The 19,968-nt window shown below is 46.5% G+C and carries 19 protein-coding genes; 17 read left to right on the top strand and 2 right to left on the bottom strand.

Features of this window, described 5'->3' with window-relative positions:
- Nucleotides 1–129 precede the first annotated feature (129 nt).
- The gene (locus PF479_RS20315) at nucleotides 130–711 is read right to left on the bottom strand and encodes a glucose-6-phosphate isomerase family protein (RefSeq protein WP_298010843.1); all 582 of its coding nucleotides are present in this window, start codon (nucleotides 709–711) and stop codon (nucleotides 130–132) included.
- Between the two features lie 41 nt (nucleotides 712–752).
- A complete protein-coding gene (locus PF479_RS20310) occupies nucleotides 753–1,703 on the bottom strand; it encodes a shikimate dehydrogenase (RefSeq protein ID WP_298010842.1) in 951 nt (316 codons plus the stop codon).
- A gap of 254 nt (nucleotides 1,704–1,957) precedes the next feature.
- On the opposite strand from PF479_RS20310, the gene PF479_RS20305 reads away from it, so the two are divergent.
- The 17 genes from PF479_RS20305 to PF479_RS20225 form a co-directional block, all read left to right on the top strand.
- Entirely contained in the window at nucleotides 1,958–2,161 is a 204-nt protein-coding gene (locus PF479_RS20305; protein ID WP_298010840.1) for a hypothetical protein, read from the top strand.
- Nucleotides 2,158–3,171 (top strand): Gfo/Idh/MocA family oxidoreductase, encoded by a 1,014-nt coding sequence (locus PF479_RS20300; RefSeq protein WP_298010839.1) that lies wholly within the window; start codon nucleotides 2,158–2,160, stop codon nucleotides 3,169–3,171. The genes PF479_RS20305 and PF479_RS20300 overlap by 4 nt, the downstream gene beginning before the upstream one ends.
- Nucleotides 3,172–3,214: 43 nt before the next feature.
- Nucleotides 3,215–4,252, top strand: coding sequence for an alcohol dehydrogenase catalytic domain-containing protein (locus tag PF479_RS20295; RefSeq protein ID WP_298010837.1), 1,038 nt, complete (start codon nucleotides 3,215–3,217; stop codon nucleotides 4,250–4,252).
- A gap of 57 nt (nucleotides 4,253–4,309) precedes the next feature.
- Nucleotides 4,310–5,827, top strand: a complete 1,518-nt coding sequence (locus tag PF479_RS20290; protein ID WP_298010835.1) for an FGGY family carbohydrate kinase — start codon at nucleotides 4,310–4,312, stop codon at nucleotides 5,825–5,827.
- A gap of 2 nt (nucleotides 5,828–5,829) precedes the next feature.
- Nucleotides 5,830–6,690, top strand: a complete 861-nt coding sequence (locus tag PF479_RS20285) for an MBL fold metallo-hydrolase (RefSeq protein WP_298010833.1) — start codon at nucleotides 5,830–5,832, stop codon at nucleotides 6,688–6,690.
- 2 nt (nucleotides 6,691–6,692) lie between these two features.
- Nucleotides 6,693–7,478: a DeoR/GlpR family DNA-binding transcription regulator gene (locus PF479_RS20280; RefSeq protein ID WP_298010831.1), complete on the top strand. Its 786-nt coding sequence runs from the start codon at nucleotides 6,693–6,695 to the stop codon at nucleotides 7,476–7,478.
- Nucleotides 7,479–7,604: 126 nt separating this feature from the next.
- Nucleotides 7,605–8,816 carry an ROK family transcriptional regulator gene (locus tag PF479_RS20275; RefSeq protein WP_298010829.1) on the top strand — a complete coding sequence of 404 codons (1,212 nt, stop codon included), beginning with the start codon at nucleotides 7,605–7,607 and terminating at the stop codon, nucleotides 8,814–8,816.
- Between the two features lie 140 nt (nucleotides 8,817–8,956).
- Nucleotides 8,957–9,421 (top strand): ureidoglycolate lyase, encoded by a 465-nt coding sequence (locus tag PF479_RS20270; RefSeq protein ID WP_298010827.1) that lies wholly within the window; start codon nucleotides 8,957–8,959, stop codon nucleotides 9,419–9,421.
- Between the two features lie 12 nt (nucleotides 9,422–9,433).
- A complete protein-coding gene (locus PF479_RS20265) occupies nucleotides 9,434–10,225 on the top strand; it encodes an SDR family NAD(P)-dependent oxidoreductase (protein WP_298010825.1) in 792 nt (263 codons plus the stop codon).
- A 217-nt stretch (nucleotides 10,226–10,442) separates the two neighbouring features.
- Nucleotides 10,443–11,486, top strand: a complete 1,044-nt coding sequence (locus tag PF479_RS20260) for an alcohol dehydrogenase catalytic domain-containing protein (RefSeq protein WP_298010823.1) — start codon at nucleotides 10,443–10,445, stop codon at nucleotides 11,484–11,486.
- A gap of 112 nt (nucleotides 11,487–11,598) precedes the next feature.
- Complete coding sequence (locus PF479_RS20255; RefSeq protein ID WP_298010821.1) at nucleotides 11,599–12,819, top strand: ROK family protein; 1,221 nt, start codon at nucleotides 11,599–11,601, stop codon at nucleotides 12,817–12,819.
- A 55-nt stretch (nucleotides 12,820–12,874) separates the two neighbouring features.
- Nucleotides 12,875–13,930 (top strand): sugar ABC transporter substrate-binding protein, encoded by a 1,056-nt coding sequence (locus tag PF479_RS20250; RefSeq protein ID WP_298010820.1) that lies wholly within the window; start codon nucleotides 12,875–12,877, stop codon nucleotides 13,928–13,930.
- A gap of 98 nt (nucleotides 13,931–14,028) precedes the next feature.
- On the top strand, nucleotides 14,029–14,997 hold the full coding sequence (locus tag PF479_RS20245; RefSeq protein WP_298010818.1) for an ABC transporter permease: 969 nt from the start codon (nucleotides 14,029–14,031) through the stop codon (nucleotides 14,995–14,997).
- Between the two features lie 14 nt (nucleotides 14,998–15,011).
- Nucleotides 15,012–16,532, top strand: coding sequence for a sugar ABC transporter ATP-binding protein (locus PF479_RS20240; RefSeq protein WP_298010816.1), 1,521 nt, complete (start codon nucleotides 15,012–15,014; stop codon nucleotides 16,530–16,532).
- 68 nt (nucleotides 16,533–16,600) lie between these two features.
- Entirely contained in the window at nucleotides 16,601–17,581 is a 981-nt protein-coding gene (locus PF479_RS20235) for an ABC transporter permease (RefSeq protein WP_298010814.1), read from the top strand.
- Nucleotides 17,582–17,589: 8 nt separating this feature from the next.
- A complete protein-coding gene (locus PF479_RS20230) occupies nucleotides 17,590–19,026 on the top strand; it encodes a hypothetical protein (RefSeq protein ID WP_298010812.1) in 1,437 nt (478 codons plus the stop codon).
- 11 nt (nucleotides 19,027–19,037) lie between these two features.
- Nucleotides 19,038–19,968: zinc-binding dehydrogenase (locus PF479_RS20225; protein WP_298010810.1), on the top strand; the 931-nt coding region annotated here is incomplete at its 3' end.

Raw genomic sequence — 19,968 nt, 5'->3', positions numbered from 1 at the left:
TTGTTTTCCGGGGAAGGGTGTCAGAATGGTGTATCCGGCATCTTCCAGTTCTTTTAAGAGGGGATGCCCGTTTTTGCTCATAGAGCGGGGTGTTATCAGGATATTTCCTTTGCTCATATATTCCTCAACCTATGCTTTCCAGCGGGGATTGTCCCGGACTTCCCAGGAACCGTTATTTTCCACAACGATTTTACGGAATCCCTTTGTCTTGATAGAACCGTAATCATGGCCGGCATCTGCACGGAATACATAGAATGTGATCAGAGTCTCGGTATCAGAGAGATTGATGCTTCTATGAGCGTATCTTCCAGGTACATAGACGGACTGACCGGGCCGCATTTCTTTAAAGATGACCTCACCTTCGGGGCTTTCCATCATCATCATGCCGTATCCGGCCTGACAGAGATATATCTCAGCTGTGTCCAGGATGGTGTGAAAGTGACCGTTGGTCATATGGTATTCATTGCCCACTTTTCCGGGATAGACGATGCTTGTACCGAAGGCCAGGTCGCCTTCTTTTTCGGGAACGCCGAAGTCGTAGAAATGATAGAGCAGGGCATTGCCGTTGTCTTCAAGTTTCTGTCGGGCCTCTTCATCCAGATACATGTTTTTCATGTCAGAGTAATGTCTTTCAAGGGGGGGCTGACTGTCTGCCAGTCCTGTTTTGGGGTCGAACATGACAGGTGTATTTATATAGGGGGGAAAGTTCATTGAATAGCTCCTTGATTTCTTGGTTTTTTTTAAAATAGGCCTTAGGATCTGGTCGATTCGGCCAGTTCAGAAAGTTTTTTAAATTCAGGACCGCTGGTGGGGATGTCAATGTGGAATACCTCGGCTATGACCCGGGTCCATCCGTGAATGAAGTAGAACCAGCCGTCTTCAACGCGAAGGTTTTTTTCAGCCTTCTGTGCATTGGCCTGATCCAGGAAGATCAGATCACCTCTGTAGTTGAAATCCCAGACAATTGCATTTTCAGGAAATACAACATCATCTGTCAGGGGAGAACCGGGTCTGTCTTTTCCAAGACCTGTGGCATTGGCAATCAGAGAGCCGGGTTTGAGCATGGCCACAACCTTGTCATTTTCGGCGGGGGTGGGGCAGAGGTAGTATTCAAAATGAATGTCCGTACCCACTTTTTTGTGGATCTTTTTCATTTCTTCCAGTCTGCCTTCTGATCTGTTACTCACAAGAATACGAGCAGGTACTGTTCCACCCTTTTTCTTTTTATTGATCAGGTACAGAGTCAGAGCCAGGGAAGAGCCCCCGGCACCCAGAAGGTGAAGATCCGCTCCTGATTCTTTCCAGTAATCATCTGAGGCAATGGCATCCAGGGACAGTCCGCTGGTGATCGGGTCTTTCGCATGAGCCCAAAGCTCTTTGCCCTGTTTGGAAATGGAGCTGGCTTCTTCCAGAAGAGTCGCATATTCGCCTCTGCCTTCGAATAGATCACCGCAGGCTTTCAGGAGGTCCAGCTTGTGAGTTGTCACCAGGGCACCCAGAGACAGGGCGTCATTTTTAATAAACTCTACGGCCTCTCTGTATTTTTCAGCTGCTGAATGGGGTTCGAAATCGAATCCTTTTATACGGGCATTCAGTTTCAGATGGTCTGCCCATTTAGGGAATACCTGCATAATGGAGGATTTTCCTGTTGTTACACCTATGAAATACATCGTCCGTTCTTTTGCGGGGGAATAATTGTTCATAAAGAAACACTCCTAATGTTGTTGCTGTGCTAGAATGTGACAGCAAATGATGTTATATGTCAATTTAAATGTCATCATAATCCCATAAATGGGATGTGTCAACGATATATGCTAATAAAAAGGTGACAAATGAAAGATAATAGCCTAGTATACCACTATGAATGCTAATAACTGATAATTAAAGAGATACATATGGACCTCATGTCCCGTTTAAAAGAAAAAAAACTGGTTCCGGTCATTAAACTGGAATCCCCATGCTGAAGGTTTTCGGATCTGTGAACTCAGCCCGTTTTATGACTTCCGGCGGATTGAATGTCGACAACTTTACCGGCTACCTGGCCCTCCCCAATGTTATTGCCTGCGGCGGCAGCTGGATGGTGAATGCGGAATATATCAAGAACGGGCAGTACGATAAGGTTACCAAACTTAGTGCTGCTGCCAAAGCGAGGCTGAAATGAAATCAAATGTGAATGTCTGTGTAATAGGAAGCGGAAGAGCCGGAATGATCCATGCCCGGAACTTTGCCAGATCTGTTCCCGGAGGAAGACTGGTGGCCATGGTCGATCCCGTGGAAGCGGCCGCCAGGGCGGCGGTGGAAGAACTGGGAATCGATAAGTACTACCTGGACTACAAGGATGCTCTGGGAGACAAAGATATCGATGCCGTTGTTGTTGTCACACCCACTGCCTACCATAAGGATATCGTTGTCGATGCGGCTGCGGCGGGTAAACATATACAGTGTGAAAAGCCCATGGCCATGACCGAGCAGGAATGCCAGGATATGATGGATGCAACAGACAAAGCAGGAGTCAAACTGCAGCTGGCATTTATGCGCCGTTTTGACGAAAGTTTTATGCACGCCAAGGAACGGGTGGATGCCGGTGAGATCGGTGATGTGGTCTGTGTTAAGTCTCTGACCCACGGTCCCAGCATCCCCAAGCCCTGGATGTATGATATTACCAAGAGCAATGGCCCCCTGGCGGAAGTCAGCAGCCATGATATAGATGCCCTTCACTGGTACAGCGGCAGTTATATGAATGAGGTATATGCTATCGCCGGTAATTACCGCTGCCCCGATGCGGTAGAAGAGTTCCCTGACTTTTATGACAATGTCATCATGAACTGCCGCTTTAAAAATGGGGCACAGGGCATGGTCGATGGGGCCCAGGGTGTGTTATACGGTTATGACTCCCGGGTGGAAATTCTGGGAACCAAAGGGATTATTCATGTGGGGAAAAACCAGAACTTTTCTGTTCTGACCTGTACACCCGATGGTATTCACACACCCTTTGTGAAGAGCTGGCAGAATCTGTTTATTGATGCCTATAGAAGAGAAGATAAAGCCTTTGTGGACTGTATTCTGGGTGATACGGCGCCTGTTGTCACAGGCCGTGACGGTTTGGAAGCAGTTAAAGTCGTGAATGCAGGAAACAAATCCATTATTGAAAAGAAACCGGTCTTTCTTTAGGCCCACGGCTCTTAATCGTATTCAAAATTATGAGGAGAAGAATATGAAAGCAGCAAGACTGTATGGAATAGAAGATATAAGAGTAGAAGACATCCCGATTCCCGAGATTAATGAGGATGAAGTACTAATCAAGGTAAAGGCTTCCTTTATCTGCGGTACGGATGTTCGTTTCTATAAGAACGGGTTACCCGGAAATTCTGATCAGCCCCTGGTGGCTGGTCATGAAATTGCCGGTGTTGTTGAAAAAGTCGGAGCCCGCATTAAGGGTTATGCTGTCGGAACAAGAGTTGGTGTGGCTCCTAACTACGGATGCGGTGTGTGTGACCTCTGTACCAGCGGTAATTCTCATATGTGTCTGGAATCCGAGGCTCTGGGAGTCTCCGTGGATGGTGGATTTGCCGAATATATGAGAGTCCCCGCTGCCGCTGTTGCTCAGGGAAACATTTCTCCCCTGGAAGACAGCATCAGCTTCGAAGAAGCCGCCCTGGCGGAACCCCTCTCCTGTGTGTACAACGCCTATGAAAAAATCGGCATTTACCCGGGAGACCATGTCCTTGTCATTGGTGCCGGACCCATTGGTCTCATGCACATCCGGGTGGCCTTCCTTGCCGGAGCGGCGGCAGTCTATGTCACAGATCTCAGTGAAGATCGTCTGGCTCTGGCTAAAAAACTGATCCCCGAAGTCACAGTCCTGAAGAATGAGACTCTGGATGAAGATATTAAAAAATACACCGGCGGCAGGTTGATGAATCTTGTCATCACGGCAGCTTCTGTTTCCGTTATCCAGGAGAGTGCCTTCAAGTATGTCGGACTGGACGGACGTGTCATGTTCTTCGGCGGTTTGCCCAAAGGAAAATCCATTGTTAAACTTGATACGAATGAGATTCATTACAAACAGCTGACAGTTGCCGGTACTACCAGACAGAGTCTGAGACAGTATCGTCTCTGCCTGAAACTGATTGCCTCGGGCCGTCTCAAGGTCTCTGACCTGGTGACTGCTTCTGCTCCTCTGGATGATATTAATAGCATCATCGCCAATGTGGCGGCAGGAAAAGGTCTGAAAAGCGTCATTACAATCTGATTTCTAAACCTCCGGGAGGCTTTCCGGAGGTCTGAATACAAAAGGGGAGACTAAAATATGAGCAAAGCATTACTACTGGGGATAGATATTGGAACTCAGGGAGTGAAAAGCTCCCTTTTTGATCAGGACGGTGCCTGTCGGGCATCCGCCTTTATACCATCCCGGCTTTATCAGCCTGAACCGGGAATCACCGAAGAAGACCCCGAATTTCAACTGGACTCGGTATGCAAGTCCATTTCTGAATGTGTGCAGACTCTTTCTCCTGATGAAAAAACCAATATAAAGTGCCTGGCCATCGATGGTCAGATGGCTGGTGTGGTTGGTGTGGGAGAGGACGGCATGGCTGTAACCCCCTATGACTCCTGGCTGGATACCCGCTGTGCTCCCTATATCAAGATCATGAAGGAAGAGGCGGAACAGGAAATCATCCGGAAAACCGGAAATCCTCCCAGCTTTAATCATGGACCCAAGATCCTCTGGTGGAAAGTCGAACGTCCCGATGTGTATGACAACATAGTTAGTTTTGTACAGCCTGCCGGTTACGCCGCTATGCGCCTATGCAACTTGAAGGGTAAAGATGGTTTTATTGACCGGACCTACCTTCATTTTTCCGGCTTTGCTGACAATCAGAATAACAAATGGGATAAAGGACTGATCGAAACATTCGGTATTGACGAATCTAAATTGCCTCGTATTGTCTCTCCCACTGAACTCATCGGAGAGATGACTCCTGAAATGGCCGCACGCTGCGGGCTCTCTTCTTCTATCCCTGTGGCTGCCGGCTGTGGTGACACGGCGGCATCCTTTCTGTCCTGCGGTGCCGTAGAACCCGGGATCTGTGTGGATGTCGCAGGAACAGCCAGTGTCTTTGCCGCCACCACTGACAAGTTTTGCTTCGATTCTGAAACCCAGGTCATGGGCTGCGGGGCTTCTGTCACAGAGGGTCTCTGGCATCCCTATGCCTATATCAATGGCGGAGGCATGAACATTGAATGGTTCCTGTTAGAAGTACTGGGACGGGATAAATCAGATCCTGCCCGATTTGACGGCTTGGAAGATACTACTCTGGCCCCCAGAGAAGATGATCCCCTTTTTATTCCCCATATGGCCGGCAGGGTCAGCCCCAGTCAGCCCTATTTGAAAGGAACCTTTGCCGGCCTCAGCTGGAATCATACGAATAAACACATGTTTCAGGCGGTTATGGAGAGTGTGGCTCTGGAATACGGAGTGTATCGGAAGTCACTCATGAAGATGCTCCCCGGTGTGGAACTGATGGAGATGCGTATTACCGGCGGCGGTGATAACAGTCCTTTCTGGAAAGAGATGAAATCCGGCGTGCTTCAGGTCCCGGTCGTATCCATTAAACAGAAACATGGGGCCCCTATGGGAGCCGCTATTGTGGCAGGTGTGGCCTGCGGTGTTCTCTCTTCAACCAGAGAAGCTGCCGATTCCTGGATCTCTTTGAAAAACTCGACCAGCTGCGATCCGGCTCTTTATCCTCATTTCAAAAAGAGAACAGTCCGTTATGAAGCTCTGCTGGATGTCATGAACGGTTTTTACTCTGAGGAATCATAAAGATGAAGAAAATGCTGACTCTGGAAATCATACCCTATGAGGTAAGTGAATATAAGAGCTGGGATGACGAGGGTTTCGGTCTCTGGTGGCTGGGACAGGCTGGTTTTCTGATCCGAACAGCAGATACTACCATTCTGATAGATCCCTATCTCTCCGATTTTCTGGCAGAGAAGTACAAAGGACAGAAATTCCCCCACATCCGCATGATGCCCTCTCCCATCAATATGGAGGATTTGACGGGCATCGATTACTGCATCAGCTCACACAGCCACTCGGACCATATGGACCCGGGGTTAATCCCCATTTTGCTGAAAAGCAGTCCTGCCTGCCGTTTCATCATCCCCGAAGCAGTCCGATCTGTCGCTCTGGAGCGGGGAGTTCCAGAACGCCTGATTCTTGGTATGGATGCCGGTGTCAGTCTGTCTCTGAGTGAAGACATCATTCTGTCAGCCATTCCAGCTGCTCATGAAGAGATTAAAACTAATGGTAAGGGACAGCGCTTGTTTTTGGGATATTTTTTGAAAACGGACGGCTTTACTCTGTTTCACCCTGGAGACTGCCTCCCTTATGAAGACCTGGATTCCTGGCTGGAACCACATGAAATCGATCTGGCCCTGATGCCTGTCAACGGACAGAGGGACGAACTGAGCAGCCTGGGCATTGCCGGGAATTTTTCCATAGAGCAAGCCTGTCAAATCATGAAGAAACATGATATCAAATATATGATACCCCAGCATATCGGCATGTTTGACTTCAATACGGTCAGCCGTGATGATCTGGATCGTGTCATAGATGCATCGGATAGTTCGGACCGGATTTTTCCGGCAGAAATTGATGTGCTTTATCATCTGGTCAGGAAATGAAAATGGATAATGATAAGACCCTTTTTGCGGAAGAACGGAAGAAAAAACTGGTAGAATTTATCAATGAACGCCGTCGTGTCACAGTGCCGGAACTGTGCAGTACCTTCTCTGTTTCCGGGGCAACCATGCGGAATGACCTTCGTGAACTGGATGAATCAGGATTGATAACCAGAACCCATGGTGGGGCCATTAAAAAGACCAGAACAGGGTATGAACCGGTCATGGATTTCCGGTCAGATATAAATATAGAAGCCAAGCATCGAATAGCCGAGGCAGCTCTGAAAGAGATAGAAGACGGTGATACCATCATCCTCGATACAGGAACCACGGTCAAAGCTCTCGCGGCCATTCTGGACCGGAAAAAATACCTCACTGTTGTCACCAACGATATCAAAGTAGCAGCCGATCTGGAACGTTTCCCGTCCTGTGAAGTCCTGGTCATCGGTGGTCTTCTCCGAAAAGGTTTTCACTGTACCGTGGGATACGGCATGTTTTCAAATATCGGTTCCCTCTCGGTGGACAAGGCCTTTCTGGGAGCCAACTCCTTTTCCGCCCGTAAAGGGGCCAGCACTCCCGACCTCTCCCAGTCAGAAATCAAACGGCAGATGATCAATATCGCCTCCAAGGTGATCATCCTCATCGATCAGAGCAAACTGGAAACCGACTCCTTCATGAATTTTGCCTCTCCCTCCCAGATTGATCTGCTGGTGACCGACTCTATTTCGGATGATCTCAGAAAGGCCTATGAGGAAATGGACATAACCATCAGGACTGCTGATTCTTCTTGATGATCCTTATCGATTATCTTGACAGATTCTCATTCAAGTATTGAACTCAGAATCAATCTGATATAAAAATTGTATCCTTAGGCAAAAAAAGTGGATATTAAAACCGTTTTTATTGTAAAATGATTTATGAACCTCTCAACCAAGCAAAATAATAGAAAAGCAGTACTCAATTATATAAAAGATAAATCAGAGATATCAATTGCTGAAATTTCCCTCGAAACAAAAATAAGTAAACCGACGATACAGAAGATCCTGAATTATTATGAGGAACAGAATCTGGTTGTCATTGCAGGGACGGGTAATTCCACTGAAGAAGGGGGCAAAAAACCTCTCCTGTATATGTTCAATAAAAACTTCGCCACCATATTAAATGTCCATATCGGACCTTCTTTTGTTTATGGGGCTATCGCCAATATGAGGGCAGAACTGGTTCATACTGTCAACCTTGAAAGACCGAATGACCATCAGGAAAATTCTTTCCAGATGGTTGTTTCCATTCTTAAGGACTTTTTATCCCATGACCTGGTGAGGCAGAGTCCTGCTGTTGCCATTGTGATCGCCATGCCGGGAATTATTGACAGCATTAATGGAATCTCAGTGTACTCCCCCCATTATCCAAATTGGGCGCAGCAGTTTCCTCTTCGAGATTATATTCATGAATCACTGTCTGTTGATATTCCTATTTATGTTGATTGTGTTAATCGTTACCAGGCCCTGGAGGAATATCAAAACGGAAAAGCTAGAAATATCAGAACATTTGTCATGATCGATGCCATGGATGAAGGCGTGGGTGCCGGGATTTTTGTGGATAATCAGATCCGGAGCGGGTATCAGCATTTTGCCGGTGAAGTCGGACATATGGTACTCCAGCCATTCGATGGTCCTGAATGTATCTGTGGAGGACGAGGCTGTTTTGAGTCCTTGGTCTCGGTGAAGAATATGAGACGTCTCATGGCAGGGGATAAGGCTCTTGCACGTCAGTTTCAGGGCCTATCAGACATGCCGGATGCTCAGTTGATGGACATTCTTTTTGGTGGCGGTCGGGAGAATAATGAAGCTTGTCTTGACGTTCTGGATCAATTAGCATTCTGGTTTGCTTCCGGATTCAATAACATCATGATGGTGAATGATCCTGAACTCATTATTCTGGAGGGGATATACAAGGATGCTGGTTCTTTATTTCTTGAAATGATTTTGAAACATATTGATAAAATGAGTTTCATCAATGTAAAGAAGCAGACAAAAATTGAGTTTTCATCTTTTGGTCCTGAACGAGGCATCGCAGGTGCTGCAGTATTCGGTGTTCAGAACTATTTCATGCAACTGTTTCAGAGTTGATTTTTTTAATCCATTAAGCATTGGAATAATTGTGTTTGAATCTTAGATATGCAAACAGTTAATAAAACCTATAATATAATAAAAGAGTGTGCTATAATTTCTCAATCATTCTTAATAATACTATAGGGAGTCATAAAGTCTTGAACATAATAGAATTGACAAATGAAAATTTTTCCAGCTTTGGTAAGGTCCTGAGTGGCGGAAATTTTGAGCCGGTCTCTTTGGAAGAAGAGTTTTCCTGGAAAGATATCTCAGGGGGCTTGAATCTGTTCAGTCCCTCCTGTACGGGGCAGCTGAACTGCAGATACCGGGATAGGGTCCTGAAAAAAATGGAAAGTCATTCCAAAACCCCTGAAATCATGGTCGCCCTTAAAGGTGACTCACTGCTCTGCGTGGCTCCTGCCGGGATATCGAAACCAGTGGCCGAAGAGATCCAGTGTTTTTCAGTGGCAGAAGGAATGGCGTTGATGATGAATACCGCCGTCTGGCACTGGATTCCCTATCCTTTGGAGGAGTCTGGTTCACAATTTCTTGTACTCTTTCGAGATGGGACCGGCGGAGATGACCTCCATTTTCACACTCTTGAGCAATCAATTATAATATAAAAGGAGAATCAAATGGATTTAGGATTAACAGGAAAGCAGGTCTTTATCACTGGTGGTAGTGTCGGGATTGGACTGGCCGTTGCAAAAGCATTTGCCCGTGAAGGTGCAGCTGTGGCAATCGGCGCCAGAAATAAAGAGAGAGTTGAAACAGAAGCAGCCAATATAGCCCGGGAGTTCGGTGTGAAAACTCTGGGTATTACTATGGATGTGAACAAACCTGAAGACATTGAACAGGGACGGTTGATAATAGAAAAAGAATTCGGCGGCATCGATATCCTGATCAACAATGCAGGATCGGGTACAGAAGAGAAGGTGATGGATACCCCGGATGAAAAATGGTATGCCATCTGGGATCTCCATGTGATGAGTGCCATCAGGACTACCAGAGCCTTTGTTCCCTACATGAAAAAAAGGGGTGGTGGAGTGATCCTCAATACCGCTTCCATCTGTGCTACCCAGCCCTTATGGTATGAGCCTATCTATAATACTACCAAGGCCGCCCTTGTGATGCTGGACAAATGCCTGGCCAACGAACTGGTCGGTGACAATATTCGGGTGAATACCATCAGCCCCGGATTGGTTCTGACTCCTGACTGGTGGAAGACCGCAGGTATTCTAGCGGAAAAAGAAGGGATCACAGCCCAGGAATATCTGGACAATCTGGCTCATGATCTTGCACCTATCGATCGTTTTGCCAGTCCGGAGGAAGTCGCTGAGACCTTTGTCTTTATGGCATCAGAGAAATCTAGTTATACCACCGGTTCCAACTTTTTTGTGGACGGCGGCTGGTTGAACACCATCTAAGGCCCTGAGCACCCTTAGGCCTCGAGCGAGAAAGGCACCGAGCCTCTACAGAGGCTTGGTAGTATTGGGCTCTACAGAGCCTCGGTAGCTAATAGCTAAAAAATAGGCCCTTCGGCCTTAAGAGAATAATCACCAAGGCCCTTCGGCCCTGAGCCGATAACACACAGAGGCTGTAAACCATCCTATGTAGCCAATATCAATAGTATAAGGAGTATTTATGAGACAGGCAGTCATGACGTCCCCCGGGACAATAGAATTCAAAGAAGTTTCCCAACCCGAGGCAGGACCGGGCGAGGTTCTTGTAAAGGTAATGAGCATCGGCGTCTGCGGTAGCGATGTGCATGTGTATCATGGGCTTCATCCCTATACCTCTTATCCCGTGGTTCAGGGGCATGAAGTGTCCTGTGAAGTTGTGAGACCCGGTGAGGGGGGCAGCGGGTTTGCTCCCGGTGATAAGGTCACCATTGAACCACAGGTTTCCTGCGGTAAGTGTTTTTCCTGTAGAAGCGGTCTCTATAATATATGTGATGAACTCAAGGTCCTGGGATTTCAGACAACTGGTTGTGCCTCAGACTATTTTGTGGCTCCGGCAGCCAAGCTGGTGAAGCTCGACCCTACCATGAAGCATGATCATGGGGCCCTGATGGAGCCCCTCTCTGTGGCAGTGAGAGCCGTGAACCAGGCCTTTTCGGCAGCTGAAGGCGGAATCAAGGGTAAGCAGGTCCTGGTCTATGGCGCCGGCCCTATAGGAAATCTCGTAGCTCAGGCTGCCAAAGGAATGGGAGCCTCGAAGGTTATGATTTCTGATTTAAATGATTTTCGCTTAGAAAAAGCCAAAGCTTGCGGTGTCGAGAGAACTAATAATCCATCTAGAGAGAATCTGGTTGAACAGGTGGATGAATTTTTTGGGAAAGATAGAAAGGCTGATGTGATTTTTGAATGTGTCGGAGTCGGGTCAACCATGGACAGCGCCATCGATATCGCCCGTAAAGGGACACCCATCGTTGTAGTCGGCGTATTCGGAAAAAAAGCCGAAATAGACATGGCCAGGGTGAACGAGAATGAGCTTAAGCTGCTGGGAACCGCCCGATATGTTCTGGAAGATTTCGAGATTGCAAAAGACCTTGTGGCCTCAGCCAAGGTTCATCTTGACCCTTTGGTGACAGATGTTTTTGAGTTTGAAAAATACAAGGATGCCTATCTGAAGATCCAGAATGAGGCTGCCACAACGATGAAGGTTGTTGTTCGGGTAAACCCATGACCTGATGTCCTCCTTTAGTTTGTATAGAAGATAGGGAAACAGTTAGTAAAATGGATTAAAAAACTGTTGACATATCGGTTTGCCGTGATATCATACAACTATGAGTATGAGTATGAGGCGGACAGTCAAGCAGAATAACCGGAAAGTCATTCTGGACCTTATCAGAAAGGTCCAGGTGTTTTCCATTGCTGATATTTCTCTGGAAACAGGGATCAGTAAAACGACTGTCAAAAAAGTTCTGGATTATTACATAGGGAATATGCTTGTAAAGGAAGCCGGAAAAGGCGGATCTTCCGATGAAGGTGGGAAGAGACCGAGTCTCTTTCAATTCAACAAGGATTTCGGCTTTATCATCTCCGTTCATTTCGGCCCGGATTTCATCAAGGGTATGCTCAGCAATATGCTTGGAGAGTCGGTACATACCTGCCATTTTGCTGTAAATAAACTGCAAGTCACTGATTTTGTCGATTTGATTGTCAAACTGGTGCATGATTTTAAAGACCTTAAGGTATTGGATAACAGACCTATCCTGTCCTGTGTTCTGGGGCTCCCCGGGATAGTTGATCCCAAGAATGGCCTTTCCATCTATTCACCTCACTACAATGACTGGGGCAGTAATGTGCCTGTCCTGTCCATGATCAAGAAAAAACTTCAGATAGATATTCCCTTCTATGTTGAAAATATAAACAGGTACCAGGCTTTCGCCGAAAAAATTATCGGCAGTGCACAGAATGTCGATAATTTTCTGATCATTGATGCTATTGAAGAGGGCGTTGGTGCAGGGGTTGTTATCAATGGAACCATACGCCATGGGAAGCACAATTTTTCCGGGGAAATCGGACATATGGTTTTGTCCCCTGGAGAAGAAGACACATGTATCTGTGGCGGTCACGGCTGTTTTGAGGCTTTGGTTTCCCGTACCAGAATTGAGAAGCTCATTATGAAGGGGCGAAATGAATATCCCGGATCGCTCATTTTCCATCAGGCAAAAACATTTGAGCTGGAAGACCTCTTTAAGGCCGCGGATCAAAAAGATTTGCTAGCCCGTGAAGTTCTGAAAGATATTGCCTACTGGTTTTCTCAGGGGGTGAATAATGTGATCATGATTAATGATCCACAGCTGGTCATCATTCAAGGAATTTATACAAGAGCCGGTGAATGGTTTCTAGAGTCAATCAGACAGAATCTTAACCAGCTTTCTTATCCTGCAATAGGACGGAGTCTTAAACTTATTTATTCTGAACTCGGCCAGGATCGAGGTGTTATTGGCGGCGCTGTTTATGCCATCTGGGACTATTTTGAAACAACAAAAATCTACGACATGGTTACATGAGTTTATACAGGTGAAAACTATGCCTTTGGCATAGATATTTATATTGGAGGAATCTATGAAAAGTAAATCGTTGACTCTGGTTCTTGCAGGATTATTTATCCTGTCGTTCGGCCTGTTTGCTGCAGGACAGCAAGAAGGAAGTAAATCTGATGACAAGATCACTCTGGGAACATCAATCAGGACCCTGCAAAATCCCTATCAGGCGAATTATAAAGTTGGTGGAGACCTTTTTGGTGCAACAGTTGGGATGGAACAAGTTGTGCTGACCTGTGAAGGCAGCAGTGAAAAACAGCTGAATGACATCAAAGCTCTTGTTGCCAAAACAGGAGCTAAAATGGTTCTGATGGTTGACCCTAATGAAGCACCAAATGTTGTTCCTATCGGAAGAGCCATGGAAGATGCCGGTGTATATTGGGTATCATGGTGGAATAAACCAGACGAAGTTAAAGTTATGGATTATCCCCACTGGGTTGCTCATATTTCTTATGATGGTCTGGGTGGCGGTGAGTTTACAGCACAGGCTCTTATTGATTCTATCGGTGGTCAGGGAAAAATCATAGCGCTCCAGGGAATGCTGGCCAATTCAGTCGCACAGAACAGATTTAAAGGTTTGCAGAATGTACTTGCCAAGAACCCCGGTGTTGAACTGGTTGCTTATGAAGCTGCCGACTGGGATCGATCTATCGCTTATGACAAGACCTTGAGCATGCTTGTTGCCAATCCCGACATCAAGGGTGTGTGGGCTGCCAACGACAATATGGCTCTTGGTGCACTGGAAGCTCTGAGAAGCAAAGGTCTGGCTGGAAAGGTACTGGTTACAGGTCTGGATGGTGTAGATGAAATCATGACTGCTATTCAGAATGGTGAAGCTGCTGCCACTGTATACAACGATTCCAAGTATCAGGCAGGAATTGCTCACGCACTGGCCCTCGCCGCATACCGAGGAGAATTGGATGTTGCCTCCCTTCCTGCAGAAAAAAGACAGTTTTTTGCTAATGCAGTCAATGTTGATGCAAACAATGTTCAGGAAGTCATAGACGTTTATGTCAATGGTACACCCAAATATGATTATACAGATCTCTTTGGCGCCTGGGCTCGGGCAATGAAATAGTTTTGAAGTTCCGGAGGGCATATGAGCCCTCCGGTTCTTATTGAAGAAAAGGGACGAAGATGGAAATTGAAGCATAAGTAAGAAAAATATCCGGTTTAATGGGATTATTTGTTAAATTTAGAGAGGCCTCCAGCGTTTCAGGTCAGTTGATCTCTCTCCTTATTGTCATAGTCTTGTTTACAATCGGTACTGGTGGACGGTATCTGTCTCTTGAAAACTTTGTAACAATTCTAAGTCTAGCCGGGATTCCCATGATCATCAGTCTCGGTGTTCATCAGATTATTATTATGGGAGGCATGGACTTGTCCCTGGAAGGAATCATCGCACTCTGTGCAGTTATCAGCGGATTGCTGATTAAAAACCAGGTTACATCTATAGATATTGGTATGGGAATATTTCCAGTTGTCATCATTGTAGGTCTGGTCTGCGGTGTGTTCAGCGGGATGATTAATACAAAGTTAAAAATGCCCTCATTTATTGCCACTCTGGGTATCAGCTGGATAACCTTCGGTCTGGCCGTCATTTTCAGCGGGGGAATCTCAATCCCTCTTGAAGATCTCAGGTTCCAGAATATTATGAATGGAAAATTTTTTGGCATCCCCAACATTACATTAATTGCCCTGGCCATTTTTGCTGTCCTGTATGTCTTTCAGAAAAAGACAAGTATTGGAAAGCACATGTATGCCATAGGCGGTGATGAGATCCTGGCTAAGCAGGCCGGAGTCAATGTTGATAGAGTCAAAATCATCGTTTTTGCCATGGGGGGAGCCATTTATGGAATCGCTGCCCTGTTTCTGGTGGCCAGGCTGAACAGCTCTGCGGCCAGGTTGGGAAATAACCTTTTGTTTCCTGCCATGACTGCCGTAGCCGTCGGCGGTGTATCACTCTCAGGTGGTGTCGGTACGGCGTTGAATGCCATTCTGGGCACCCTGATCGTCACCGCTCTGAACAATGGGATGGTTCTGATGCATGTCAGTCCCTATCTTCAGACAGCAGTCAACGGCATCGTGCTGATTACTGCCGTTGCCCTGACCATCGACAGAAAAAAAATCGGTCTTATCAAATAATCGGGAGAATGATCATGGATAAACAGTCAGTCATTACTTTGCGCAAGGTCGTGAAAAGTTTTCCTGGAGTTAAGGCGCTCAAAGGCTTTGATCTGGAAATTTATAGAAATGAAATCCTCGGGCTTGTCGGTGAAAATGGAGCAGGGAAGTCAACACTGATGAAGGTTCTGATCGGAATGTACCAGCTGGATTCGGGAAGTATGACTCTTAGAGGAGAAAAGATTAGTCTAAAGGACCCTCAGCAGGCCATCTATCAGGGCATCGGTATGGTGTTTCAGGAAGGGGGCATGATTCCCAATCTGACCATTGCAGAGAATCTTTATATTTGTCATGAACAGGATTTCCGGTCACGGGGTCTTATCAGCAACAAGAGGATGAATGAAGCGGCTAAAGAAGCCCTGGCTCATGTCGGGCTGGATATTTCTCCTTCAACAGCTGTAAGCAAACTGACAGCTGCCCAGAAACAGATGGTGGAAATCGCAAGGCTACTCCTGCTCTGCCGTATGTACGGCAGGGAAAACCCGATTCTCATTTTGGATGAACCCACAACGGTTCTTCTGGAAAAAGAAGTGAAGACCCTGTTCAGGATTCTGAAGGAAATTAAAAAAGAAGCCACCATCATTCTGATATCACATCGCCTGGAAGAAGTTATTGAGAATTCCGATCGCATCGTCGTTCTGAAGGACGGGGATCTTGTCACTGAGATGCCCAGTTCTGAAGCGGATATTCCTATTATTGAACAGTTAATGGTCGGCCGGGAACTAACGGAGGAACATTATAGAGAGAGCGAGCAGCTGGATATAAGGGATGAAGTGTGTTTCTCTGTCGAGAATCTTGGGATTCATGGCAAGTTTGAGCCCCTCTCTTTCAACCTCAGGAAAGGGGAAATTGTAAGCCTAGTCGGTTTGATCGGTTCCGGGAAAGAAGAGCTCTGCTCCGCCATTGCCGGTGTGGAAAAGGCAGATCAGGGGAAGATTTCTGTGGGAGGCAAAGTCGCTCATATCAACAGTCCCAAGGACTCCATCATTCATAAAATCGGCTATATTCCCATTGACCGGCGGAAACAGGGACTTGCTACGGATATGGATGTCTCTGAAAACATCAATCTTCTTGTTCTGGACCGGTTTACAAAAGGCGGTATCCTCAATCTGAAAAAAGAGAGGGAAAATGCAGCTTATTGGGCAGAAAAGACGAGAGTGAAGACTCCTTCTCTCAAGCAGAAATGCGGTAACCTCAGCGGGGGAAATCAGCAAAAAGTCGTTCTATCAAAATGGTTGACCGCAGCCTCTGAAGTGCTGCTGCTGGAACATCCCACCAGGGGAATTGATGTCGGTGCCAAGGATGAGATTTATCACCATATCAGAGAGCTCGCCAAAAGCGGAAAGGCCATGCTGATTATGTGCGATACCCTTGAAGAAGACATCGGCCTGTGCAACCGCATGATCATCATGAAGGATGGTCGTTTCGTGAAAGAGTTGGAATGTCCAAGAGAGAATAAACCAACCCCTGCCGATATCATTTCCCTCATTGTTTAGGCCCTTCGGCCCTGAGCGAATAATCACTGAGACTCTACAGAGGCTCAGTAGTTTATAGGAGTTTCTTCATGAAAAATTTTCTGAAAAATATAAAAATGGGAACTGCAAACTCTGAAAAGAAGCAGATACCCTCCATATATATTGCTCTTGGAATGCTAGTATTCTTTTTTTTGATCTTTTCAATAGTGAATCCTTCCTTTTTCAAAAGGTATAACATCATGACAATCGGAACGGCCAGTGTTATTTTACTGGCTGTCGGCCTGGGTCAGGTCTTTGCAATTCTTACCGGCGGTATTGACCTCTCTGTTGGCGGGATAATGTCTCTTGTCTCGGTTGTGTTTATGATCACTCTGGAACCACTGGGGTATGGTGCCTATCCCGTGAGCCTGGCTGCGGGTCTGGCAGCTGGTTTCCTGAACGGATTTTTAAATTCCAAACTCAGGATTCCCTCGTTCATAACAACACTGGGCACGGGGGGAATCTTTATCAGTATTGCCTTTATGATTTCTGAAAAACCTCTGTCAGCCCCGGCATCACGGTTTGATATACTGGAACTGGTTAACGGATCTGTGGGAGGAGTCAAGAATATCATGATCATTGGTCTGGTCATCTTTGCCCTCTTTTTTGTGATTCAAAAATATACGATAACCGGACGGCATATCATGTTTCTGGGAAGTAATGAAAAGATGTCCTGGATGAGCGGTCTTGATATATTCAAACTGCGTGTGGTGGCTTTTACCTTGTCAGGTTTAGGTGCCGGACTGGCCGGAATTATGCTTTCGGCCACTCTTTACAGCGGATATTCTACCCTGGGAACAGTCTATGTCCTCAATTCCATCGCAACCGTTGTGGTAGGTGGAACAGCCATGACCGGGGGAGCCGGCGGTGTTCTCAACACCCTTGTGGGAGCCCTGATCCTCAGTGTTCTGAACAATGGAATGAATGTGATCGGTGTGGATGTATATGCGCAGCAGAGTTTTCTGGGTGTTCTTATTATCATTGCGGTAGCTATCAGTTTTGATAGAAAAAAATTAACAGTAATCAAGTAGGAAATAATATGAGTAATACCTTTAAAATCGGACTTGCCGGAGCGATTCATTCCAATATGCCGGGAGATGACGCTGGACTCTATAAATCGGTCATGGCGGAGATGGAAAAAAAGCAGAAGGATATGGGCTTTGAACTGCACAGCTGGGCTGAATTGCTGACAAGTGAAAGTAAAAGTATGAAAGCTCTGTCTTTTTTTGAAGAAAAGAAGGTTGATTTACTCATCCTTTTCAATGCATCCCTGCCCTATGGAAGAGTGGTATTGCCCTTTGCCGAGTTTCAGGGAGCCCTGGGGCTGTGGTCTGTTCCCGAACCGGTGACAAGCGGTGTTCTCCAATTGAATTCATACTGCGGGTTGAACATGCTGGGATCCATATTGAGAAATTATTTTCCTCAGAAGGATGTCAAATACAAATGGTTCTACGGAATGCCCGATTCAGAGCTGTTTATGCAGCGTCTGACTGTCAGTATCCGTGCTTTGAAGGCCGTCAAAAAATTGAGATCTTCCAGAATCGCCCAGATCGGGGATCTGGCAGATGGTTTTGAAAACCTGTATGTGGATGAACGGGTTCTCTATGATCGTCTTGGAACCAAGGTCTATGCCCGGCATACGGTGGAAGAGATTGTCGCCAGGGCTGAAAGCTATGATGCGGCGGCTGTTCAGCTGGAAATTCCCCGAATCAACGCCGGTCATTGCTGTGTATCAAAGAATGTAACAACAAACGATATGGAAAAGATGGCCCGGATCAATTTGGCTTTTCTGGATTTTGCAAAAGAGCACGACTATGATTCACTGGCCATCAGTTGCTGGAGCCGATTTCAGGAAATTTACGATGTTGCTGTGTGCGGTGCTATGAGCCGATTAAATGACATTGGAATAGTGGCCCCCTGTGAAGCCGATATCACATCGGCTGTCACCATGATCATGATGAATAGCATGAACGATTCTGCCGCATCCCTGAATGATCTTGTGGCTCTTGATGAACAGGACAGCAGCCTGGCCCTCTGGCATTGCGGGGTGGCTCCCGGGTGCTGGGCCGACGGCAGGGGTGTAACCTGGGATTCCCACTTCAATATTGGAGAATATGATCAGGGAGAATGGAAAGGCCGGGGTGTCGTGGCAGATATGAATTTCAAATCAGGAACCAAAACTGTTTCGACTATCCGTAGTGATTTTTCCAGTATCTTCCTCATGACCGGAGAATCCATGGCTAAGAAAAAAGGATACAACGGTTCCGGTGGCTGGCTGAACAATCTCAAGGTCAATGGTACAAAAGCCTCCATTCCCGATCTGATCAACACCATCTCACGAGCACAGGTGAATCACCATTACCCAGCCGCCTTTGGTGACCTGAGTAACGAAATTAATGAATTTGCTTTCTGGACCGGTATGAAGGTTCAGGATGTCATTCCCTACACATCCTATATGTCGGATTTTATACAATAAGGAAACTATATATGAAAGCTGTAGCAGTCATAGAACCGGGAAAAGTTGAAATTGTGGAATTGCCGAAACCTGAATTAAAACCCTATGAGGTCCTGGTTCAAACGGAGGCGTCATTTATCTGCAATGCCACGGACCGGAAGGTCATTGATGGTCATTTTCCGAATATGGGACCCGATTCATATCCCCTGATTCTGGGGCATGAGTCTGTGGGACGGGTGGTGGAGATTGGTTCCAAAGTCTCCTCTTTTAAAATCGGTGACAGGACCATCGGCGGCTTGCTGCTGAATCCTCCTGGAGGCAGGTTCAAATCCGGATGGGGAGGTCATTCCCAGTTTATTCTGATTACAGATGATCAGGCCTTGAAAAATGACGGTCTGGATGATGAGGAACATGGTTGGAATGATTCCCTTCAGATTATGCAAAAAGTCCCTGAAGACATTTCCATTGAAGCGGCGGGCCTGCTTTGTACCTGGCGCGAGGTCTATGCCGGAATGTTTACAGATTTCAACCTGAAAAAGGGGCAGGATATCGTTGTTTTCGGAGCTGGACCTGTGGGTCTCAGTTTTGTAAAATTTGCACGACTCAGCGGTCTGAACAAGATCATTTCCATTGATCCTCTGGAGAATAAAAGAGCCAAAGCCCTGGAGATGGGTGCTGACTTTGCCGTGTCTCCAGACAGTCCGGAATTAAAGTCTATATTAAAAAAACAGAAACAGGGATTCGATGTTGTCGTCGATGCCGTGGGGCATGAAAATATTATAAATGCCGGCATCTCTATGATAAAGATGGCCGGGACAATCTGTGTGTACGGAGTCGTCGGCTCTCCAGAGATTAATCTGAAAAAAAACACCGGACCATACAATTTTAATCTGCTGATTCATCAATGGCCGACCAGGCATGCCGAAGCCGCCGCTCAGGAACCCCTGATAGAGTGGATCAGAA

The organism is Oceanispirochaeta sp., assembly GCF_027859075.1.
Taxonomy (GTDB): Bacteria; Spirochaetota; Spirochaetia; order DSM-2461; family DSM-2461; genus Oceanispirochaeta.
This window is presented reverse-complemented; position numbering and strand designations above follow the sequence as displayed.

Excerpts from the sequence above, each read along its gene's own strand:
- PF479_RS20280 (WP_298010831.1), top strand. The coding sequence starts at position 6,693 with ATGGATAATGATAAGACCCTTTTTGCGGAAGAACGGAAGAAAAAACTG.
- PF479_RS20255 (WP_298010821.1), top strand. The coding sequence starts at position 11,599 with ATGAGGCGGACAGTCAAGCAGAATAACCGGAAAGTCATTCTGGACCTT.
- PF479_RS20240 (WP_298010816.1), top strand. The coding sequence starts at position 15,012 with ATGGATAAACAGTCAGTCATTACTTTGCGCAAGGTCGTGAAAAGTTTT.
- PF479_RS20275 (WP_298010829.1), top strand. The coding sequence starts at position 7,605 with ATGAACCTCTCAACCAAGCAAAATAATAGAAAAGCAGTACTCAATTAT.
- PF479_RS20305 (WP_298010840.1), top strand. The coding sequence starts at position 1,958 with ATGCTGAAGGTTTTCGGATCTGTGAACTCAGCCCGTTTTATGACTTCC.
- PF479_RS20250 (WP_298010820.1), top strand. The coding sequence starts at position 12,875 with ATGAAAAGTAAATCGTTGACTCTGGTTCTTGCAGGATTATTTATCCTG.
- PF479_RS20315 (WP_298010843.1), bottom strand. The coding sequence starts at position 711 with ATGAACTTTCCCCCCTATATAAATACACCTGTCATGTTCGACCCCAAA.
- PF479_RS20260 (WP_298010823.1), top strand. The coding sequence starts at position 10,443 with ATGAGACAGGCAGTCATGACGTCCCCCGGGACAATAGAATTCAAAGAA.
- PF479_RS20235 (WP_298010814.1), top strand. The coding sequence starts at position 16,601 with ATGAAAAATTTTCTGAAAAATATAAAAATGGGAACTGCAAACTCTGAA.
- PF479_RS20300 (WP_298010839.1), top strand. The coding sequence starts at position 2,158 with ATGAAATCAAATGTGAATGTCTGTGTAATAGGAAGCGGAAGAGCCGGA.
- PF479_RS20290 (WP_298010835.1), top strand. The coding sequence starts at position 4,310 with ATGAGCAAAGCATTACTACTGGGGATAGATATTGGAACTCAGGGAGTG.
- PF479_RS20295 (WP_298010837.1), top strand. The coding sequence starts at position 3,215 with ATGAAAGCAGCAAGACTGTATGGAATAGAAGATATAAGAGTAGAAGAC.
- PF479_RS20265 (WP_298010825.1), top strand. The coding sequence starts at position 9,434 with ATGGATTTAGGATTAACAGGAAAGCAGGTCTTTATCACTGGTGGTAGT.
- PF479_RS20285 (WP_298010833.1), top strand. The coding sequence starts at position 5,830 with ATGAAGAAAATGCTGACTCTGGAAATCATACCCTATGAGGTAAGTGAA.
- PF479_RS20245 (WP_298010818.1), top strand. The coding sequence starts at position 14,029 with ATGGGATTATTTGTTAAATTTAGAGAGGCCTCCAGCGTTTCAGGTCAG.
- PF479_RS20310 (WP_298010842.1), bottom strand. The coding sequence starts at position 1,703 with ATGAACAATTATTCCCCCGCAAAAGAACGGACGATGTATTTCATAGGT.
- PF479_RS20230 (WP_298010812.1), top strand. The coding sequence starts at position 17,590 with ATGAGTAATACCTTTAAAATCGGACTTGCCGGAGCGATTCATTCCAAT.